The 469-nt window shown below is 52.5% G+C and carries 1 pseudogene; it reads right to left on the bottom strand.

The annotated features are described in order from the left end of the window. Positions 1-48: 48 nt before the first annotated feature. A pseudogene (locus D7Y13_RS45460) lies at positions 49-469 on the bottom strand (IS701 family transposase); the annotation flags it as partial.

The raw sequence follows: 469 nt of genomic DNA, 5'->3' as shown, positions 1-469 counted from the left end.
GCTCACTACAATGATCTCATGCTTGTCTCGTACTAAGACTTCTTTTAACTAATTCTTCGAGGTGCCCTTGAAAGACTCAGCATGAAGTGTCACGAGCAGGTAGGCACTGAAGATGATTTCCCACCACCGCTCAATACTTGAGTAGTCGGTCAGGCGAAAGTCCGCCCAACCCAGTTCATTCTTGACTTGCTTGAAGCCATACTCGATCCAAGTTCTCAAGGTGTACAATCCTGGCAGCCGTAAAATGTCTCCTGGCAAGTTGGTCATGATGAACCAACTATCGGCTTGCTCAGGCTGGTCTGTTGCCCCTTTGGTGATTTGGAAGTAGCGCGTTGAACGGCGATGACCGAAGATGATTTCGCGAATGTGACGGCGCTCGGCTGGGTGTCCAACTAGCGCCTGATCGTATGCTCGCCAACGGTTGTAGCGCACTCGCTGCCCCGGCCCGACCAGGACGCCGTGATTGGAG

The sequence above is a fragment of the Corallococcus praedator genome, assembly GCF_003612125.1.
Lineage (GTDB): Bacteria > Myxococcota > Myxococcia > Myxococcales > Myxococcaceae > Corallococcus > Corallococcus praedator.
The sequence above is the reverse complement of the archived record's forward strand: the minus strand, read 5'-3'. Positions and strand labels throughout refer to the sequence as shown.